This window comes from Streptomyces sp. NRRL F-5630, from assembly GCF_000719475.1.
GTDB lineage: Bacteria > Actinomycetota > Actinomycetes > Streptomycetales > Streptomycetaceae > Streptomyces.
Genome location: NZ_JOGO01000142.1, coordinates 1 through 7,090, shown reverse-complemented (window position 1 = coordinate 7,090; position 7,090 = coordinate 1). Strand labels below are relative to the sequence as shown.

General features: G+C 73.0%; 2 protein-coding genes and 1 pseudogene. All 3 read right to left on the bottom strand.

Going from position 1 to position 7,090, the window contains the following annotated elements:
- On the bottom strand, positions 1–3,381 hold a 3,381-nt coding region (locus IF99_RS31780; protein ID WP_158716681.1), incomplete at its 3' end, for a non-ribosomal peptide synthetase.
- On the bottom strand, positions 3,378–4,859 hold the full coding sequence (locus IF99_RS33095; protein ID WP_158716680.1) for a non-ribosomal peptide synthetase: 1,482 nt from the start codon (positions 4,857–4,859) through the stop codon (positions 3,378–3,380). The genes IF99_RS31780 and IF99_RS33095, both read right to left, overlap by 4 nt.
- Before the next feature lie 103 nt (positions 4,860–4,962).
- Positions 4,963–7,035 (bottom strand): annotated as a pseudogene (locus IF99_RS34540) (condensation domain-containing protein); the annotation flags it as partial.
- Between the last annotated feature and the right edge of the window lie 55 nt (positions 7,036–7,090).

Genomic DNA, 7,090 nt, shown 5'->3' with positions numbered 1-7,090 from the left:
GAGGGGCATGTTGTAGGTGGCTGAGCCGCCCTCGAAGCGGTTGAGGAACCACAGGCGCTGCTGCGCGTACGACAGCGGGAGACGCGCCGGGCGCTCGTACCGCACGACGGCCGGGCGCACCACCCCCGAAGCGCCGCCCATCCGGTCCGCCAGCGCGGCGACAGTCGGCGCGGCGAACAGGTCCCGAATGGTCGGTTCGGCGTCCAGCGTGGTCCGGATGCGGCTGATCAGCCGGGTCGCGAGCAGGGAATGGCCGCCCAGGGCGAAGAAGTCGTCGTCCACGCCGACCGACGGCAGGCCGAGTACTTCCGCGAACAGCCCGGCAAGCAACTCCTCCCGCGGTGAACGTGGCGGGCGGCCCGCTTCGCCCACAGGTATCTCCGGGGCGGGCAGGGCCCGGCGGTCCAGCTTGCCGTTCGTGGTGACGGGCAGCGTGTCCAGCACGACCACCGCCGACGGCACCATGTAGTCGGGCAGGTGCCGGGCGGCCAAGTCGCGCAGATTGCCGACGAGCGTGGGCTGCGGACCGCTGCCGTGCGTGGTGACGTAGGCGGTGAGGCGCTTGTCGCCCGGCATGTCCTCCCGGACCACGACGGCCGCCTGGGCGACTTGGGCATGGCCGAGCAACAGGGCTTCGACCTCGGCGGGTTCGATGCGGAAGCCCCGGATCTTGACCTGGTCGTCGGTACGGCCGACATAGAGGAGTTCGCCGTCCCGGTTCCAGCGGGCGAGGTCCCCGGTGCGGTACATCCGTGTCCCCGGAGGCCCGTAGGGGTCGGCGACGAAACGGCCGGAGGTCAGCGCGGCCCTGCCGAGATAGCCGCGCGCCAACTGGGCTCCCGCAACGTACAGCTCGCCTGTCACGCCGGGCGGCACGGGGCGCAGCGCGGCGTCCAGGACGTAGGCGCGGGTGTTCCACATGGGGCGGCCGATGGGAACGGTGCCGGTGGCGTACGTGTCGTCCGGGCCCAGCGGGTGGTCGGTGCAGCCCACAGTGACCTCGGTCGGCCCGTAGTGGTTGACCACGGCCGTGCCGGGATGGCGGCGGCGCCACTCCTGGAGTTGCGCGTACTGCACGGCCTCCCCGCCCACCATCAGCTGCCCGGTGGGCGCGCAGTCGCCACCGAGGGCGTCCATGTACGCCAGGTGGCTGGGTGTCGCCTTGAGGAACGTGTACGGCTCGCGCGCGGCCAGTGCGGGCAACCCCTCGTCCATGGCGGCGACACGGACGCAGCCGCCGCTGATCAGTGCGCCGTAGAGGCCGGTGACGCCGGCGTCGAACGAGATCGAAGCGTGGTAGAGGGTGCTGCCGACGACGTCCGGGTACGCCTCCGCGCAGCGCGCCACATAGTTCACGAGGTTCCGGTGCTCGATCACCACGCCCTTCGGGCGCCCCGTCGACCCGGACGTGTAGATCACGTAGGCGGGATGGCGCGGGTCGGCGGGAGCGAGGCGCTCGGCGTCCGTCACGTCGGCCCCGGTGCCACCGGCAGCCCGCCCGCCGGCGCCCTCCGTCCCGGCATCCGCGATCTCCGCCACCGTCCCCGGATCGTCGAGCACGATGACCGGCACCCCGCCGTCGCCCACCGCCCGGTACGCGATGGAGGCGCACGCCTGGTCGGTGAGGACCAGGGCCGGAGCCGAGTCGCCGACCATGTAGGCGACGCGGTCGGCGGGATACCCCGGGTCCACCGGTACGTAGGCGGCACCCGCTTTGAGCACGGCGAGGAACGCCGTCACCAGGTCGGCCGAGCGGTCCGCGACGACGGCGACCAGCACTTCGGGGCCGGCGCCGCGGGCGATCAGGTACCGGGCGAGCCGGTTGGCGCGCGCGTTCAGCTCGCCGTACGACAGCCGGACCGCGCCGTGCGCGACGGCGGGCGCCTCCGGTGTGCGCGCGACCTGCCTCTCGAAGAGAGCGGTGAGCGTGGCGGAGGGCACCGCGTGCGCGGTGTCGTTCCATCCGGTCAGGAGCTGGTGCCGTTCCTCCGGGGCCAGCACGTCGGCACGGGAGATCCGGGCGTCGGGGTCGGCGGTGAGGGCATCGAGGACACGCGTGAGCCGTCCGGCGATCTCCCGTGCGGTGTCCGTGTCGAACAGATCGTGCGCGAAGGTGAGCACCCCCGCCAGGCCGCCCGGCGCACCGTCGCCCGCGAAGGTCTCCTCCAGCGAGAACGCCAGATCGAACTTGGCGGGGACCGTCCCCGCGTCCACCGGTTCCGTCGTGACGCCGGGCAGCTCGAAGAGCGCGGGCGGGGTGTTCTGGAGCGTCAGCATCACCTGGAACAGTGGGTGACGGGACATCGACCGGGCCGGTGCCAGCTCCTCCACCAGGCGCTCGAAGGGCACGTCCTGGTGGGCGAAGGCGTCCAGCGAAGCGTCCCTGATCCGGGCGAGGAGCTCGGTGAACGGCGGGTCGCCGCCCAGATCGGTGCGGAGCACCAGCGTGTTCACGAAGAAGCCGACCAGCTCGTCCAGCGCCTCGTCGGTGCGTCCGGCGACGGCTGTGCCGACGGGGATGTCGTCGCCCGCACCGAGCCGGGACAGCAATACCGCCAGTGCGGCCTGCACCACCATGAACACCGTGACGCCCCGCTCGCGCGCCAGCCGCGCCGTCCTGGCGTGCACCGCCGCCGGGACGGCGACCGGCACGGTACCGCCCCGGTGACCCGCGACTGTCGCGCGCGGCCGGTCCGCCGGGAGAGACAGCTCCTCCGGGAGTCCCTCCAGAGCCGCACGCCAGTACGCCAGTTGCTCGGTGAGCAGGCTCTCCGGATCGTCCTCGGTGCCGAGCAGGTCGCGCTGCCACAGCGTGTAGTCGGCGTACTGCACGGGCAGCGGTTGCCAGACGGGCGCCTGCCCGGCGCGGCGAGCGGTGTAGGCGATGGACAGGTCACGTGCCAGTGGTCCCGTCGACCAGCCGTCGGTCGCGATGTGGTGGACCACGAGCACGAGCAGGTGCTCACGCGGACCGCACACGAACAGCCGTCCCCACACCGGCACTTCTCTCGCCAGGTCGAAGACATGGGCGACAGCGTCGGCCACCTCGGGAGCCGTCCCGAGGAGCGTCGGCGAGGCCGTCGTGTCCGGCGGGGCCGTCCCGGCGCCCCCGGGCGCGGACAGCGCCGTGACCGGCAGCCGCACCGCTGCCGCCGCTTCCTCGGGTTCCAGCACGTGCTGGACGGGCCGCCCGTCCACGACCGGGTACACCGTACGCAGCACCTCGTGCCGCGTCACCACGTCGACGAGGGCGGCACCCAGTGCGGCGGGGTCCAGATCCCCGGACAGGCGGACCAGCATCGGCATCGTGTACAGCGGGCTCGGACCCTCCAACTGGTCCAGGAACCACAGGCGCTGCTGCGCCGGCGACAGCGGGATCATCGGTTGTCCTCCTGCCGGTTCCGGGGGCGCAGCGCGGGCCGTGGCCTGCGCTGCGGCTGGGTGTCGAGCCGGACGGCGAGCGCGGCCGGCGTCGGGCTCTCGAAGAGTGTGCGCAGGGGCAGCTCGACCCCCAGGGCGGTGCGGACCCGGCTGATCAGCCGGGTGGCGAGCAGCGAGTGGCCGCCCAGGTCGAAGAACGAGTCGTCGACCCCCACCCTGGCCGCGCCCAGCACCTCCGAGAACAGCCCGCACAGCGCGGCCTCGCGCGGAGTGCGCGGCCCCCGGTAGGGCGTGACCGGCTCCGGAGCCGGGACAGGCAGGGCTGCCGTGTCCAGCTTGCCGTTCGCCGTCACCGGCAGCCCGTCCACCACGACGACGGCCGACGGGACCATGTACGGCGGCAACAGCCGCGTCGCCAACGCGCGCAGCTCCGCGCCGAGTTCGGTGGAGTGGAGACCGGCGGAAGGGGAGCCGGCGTCCTCCCCGCTGCCGTGGAGGGACGCGGCCCCGGCGGGTGCGGGTCCGGTCGGCGCGCTTCCCATGGGTGCGGGCTCCTCGCGCCGGGTCACGTACGCGAGGAGCCGGGTGCCGCCGTCGGGGCCGTCCGCGCGTGCCACCACGGCGGCCTGCCCGACCGCCGGGTGCGTGAGCAGCGCGGTCTCGATCTCGGCGGGTTCGATGCGGAAGCCGCGGATCTTGACCTGGTCGTCGGTGCGGCCCATGAACACGAGGTCACCGTCGGTGTTCCAGCGGGCGAGGTCCCCGGTGCGGTACATGCGGGTGCCGGGCTCCCCGTAGGGGTCGGCCACGAAGCGGGCCGCGGTCAGGGCGGGCCTGTTGAGGTAGCCCCGCGCCAACTGGGCGCCCGCGACGTACAGTTCGCCGGTCACGCCGGGTGGAGCGGGACGCAGCGCCTCGTCCAGGACGTACACCCTGGTGTGGGCCGTCGGGCGGCCGATGGGCGGCGTCCGCTCCCCGGCGGGCCGGACGCAGCGCATGAGGGTCACGGCCACCGTGGTCTCCGTGGGGCCGTAGCCGTTCCAGAACTCCCGGTCCGCCGTCGCCCAGGCGTCGACCAAGCGACCGGCCGGGGCCTCACCGCCGACGGACACCAGACGCAGCTCCGGGAGCCCGGCCGGGTCCAGCAGGGGAAGCACCGCGGGCGGCAGCTCGGCCGCCGTCACCCGCTCCTCACGCAGCAGCCGCTGCAGCAGGTCGGCGTCGGTGCGCTGCTCCTCGCCGGCCAGCACCAGCGTGGCGCCCGTGGCCAGAGCCGTGAAGATCTCGAAGACCGATACGTCGAAGGTGACGGCGGCGAAGCCGAGCAGCCGGGTGTCCGCGTCCACCGCGTACGCGCGGGCGATGTCCGCGACGAAGGTGCCGACCGCGCCGCGGGGGACGACGGTGCCCTTGGGCGTACCCGTCGAACCGGACGTGTACAGGACGTACGCCGGGTGTTCCGGGCGCGGCGGCGCCACCCGGTCGGCGTCGGTGACCGGGGCCGGTGCGTACCCGGCCAGACCGGCGCGGTCCGGCGCGTGCACCGGTGGGCAGGTAGGCGGCGCCCGCCTTGAGGACCGCGAGCAGTGCGGTGACCAGCTCGGGGCCGCGCGGCAGGGCCACGGCCACCAGCGTCTCCGGGCCCGCCCCGTGGGCGATGAGATACCGCGCGAGGCGGTTCGAACGGGCGTCCAGTTCGCCGTACGAGACCTCCGCACCGTCGAATCGGAGCGCCGCACGGTCCGGGTCACGTCCCGCTCGCTCGGCGAACAGGCAGACCGGGAACGAAGCCTCCGACGGCCGCACGGCCGCGTTGTACTCCTCCAGCAGCAGTGCCCGGTCGGCCGCCGACAGGACGTCCAGCCCTGTCAAAGGTGTGGCCGGGTCGGCGGTGACCGCGCGCAGCACCCGCAGGAAACCGTCCGCCAGCCGCTCGGCGGTCGCCGCGTCGAACAGGTCCGTCGCGTAGGTCAGTGCCCCCGCGAACCCCCCGGCCCCGCCCGCCCGGCTCGTGGCCGCCGCGTCCTCGGCGAAGGAGAACTGGAGGTCGAACTTGGCGGTGTCCGGGCTGCCGTCGGCCACGGTGATGTCCAGCCCGTCGAGGCCGAGTGCCGGAGTGGTGTTGTTCTGGAGGTCCACCATGACCTGGAAGAGGGGGTGGTGCCGGGTGGATCGGGTGGGGTTCAGCGTCTCCACGACGGCTTCGAAGGGGATGTCCTGGTTTTCGTAGGCGGCGAGGTTGGTGTCCCGGACGCGGGCGAGGGTTTCCTCGAAGGTGGGGTTGCCGCGGAGGTCGGTGCGCAGGACGAGGGTGTTGACGAAGAAGCCGACGAGGTCCTTGAGGTTTTCGTCGGTGCGTCCGGCGACTGGTGTGCCGAGGGGGATGTCGGTGCCGGCGCCGAAGGCGTTCAGGGTGAGGGCGGTGGCGGCCTGGAGGACCATGAACACCGTGACCCCGTGGGCAGCGGCCAGCGCGGACACGGCACCGCCGAGGTCCCCGTCCAGCCGGAACTCCACGGTCGCCCCCTGGTGCGTCGGCTGCGCCGGGCGTGGCCGGTCGTGCGGGAGGGGGAGTTCCGCCGGTGCTCCGGCCAGTGCGCTGCGCCAGTGGTCGGTCTGGGCGGCGAGGATGCTCTCGGGGTCTTGGGCGGTGCCGAGGTGGTCCCGTTGCCAGAGGGCGTAATCGGCGTACTGGACCGGGAGCTCGTCCCAGGTGGGTGCGTTGCCGGAGCGGCGCTGGTTGTAGGCGTGGGAGAGATCCTGGGCGAGGGGGGCGAGGGACCAGCCGTCGCCCGCGATGTGGTGCAGGACGATGACGAGTACGGACTCGGTGTCGCTGAGGATGCCGTGCACGACTCGGACAGGGACGTCTTCGGTCACGTCGAAGCCGCGCCCGGTGACCCCCTGGGCCCAGGCTTCGGTGTCCGTGCCGGGTGCCAGGTACTCCGTGCTCAGGACACGTTCGGCGGCCGTCTCCGCATCGAGGATCACCTGCACGGGGCTTCCCTCGTGTTCCCCGAACACCGTCCGCAGCGTCTCGTGCCGCGTCAGTACGTCCGCCCAGGCATCCCGCAGGGCCCCGGTGTCCACCCTGCCGGTGAGGTGCAGCGCGAGGGGCATGTTGTAGGTGGCGGACCCGCCCTCCAGCCGGTTCAGGAACCACAGGCGCTGCTGCGCGTACGACAACGGGAGACGATCGGGGCGTTCCCGCCGTCCGAGGGCAGGACGTGCCGGCTCCTTCGCCGCGTCCAGCAGCGCGGCCAGGGCCGAGACGGTCGGCGCGGTGAACAGATCGCGGATGGCCGGTTCGATCCCGAGCGCCTCCCTGATCCGGCCGATCAGGCGGATCACCAGGAGGGAATGGCCGCCGAGGGCGAAGAAGTCGTCGTCCACGGTGACGGCCGGCAGGCCGAGCACGTCCGCGAAGAGGTCGCACAGCACCGCTTCGCGGGCGGTTCGTGGCTCCCTGCCGGGGTTGGCGGTGGGAGTCTCCGGTGCGGGCAGGGCGCGTCGATCGAGCTTGCCGTTCGGGGTGACGGGGAGGGTGTCGAGGAGGACGTAGGCGGTGGGGACCATGTAGTCGGGCAGGTTCCGGGTCGCCAGTGTGCGGAGTGTGGCGGTGAGTTCGGGTTCCGCCGCGCCCTCTGTGGTGATGTAGGCGACGAGTCGGGTGTCGCCGGGGTGGTCTTGGCGGGGGATGACGGTTGCT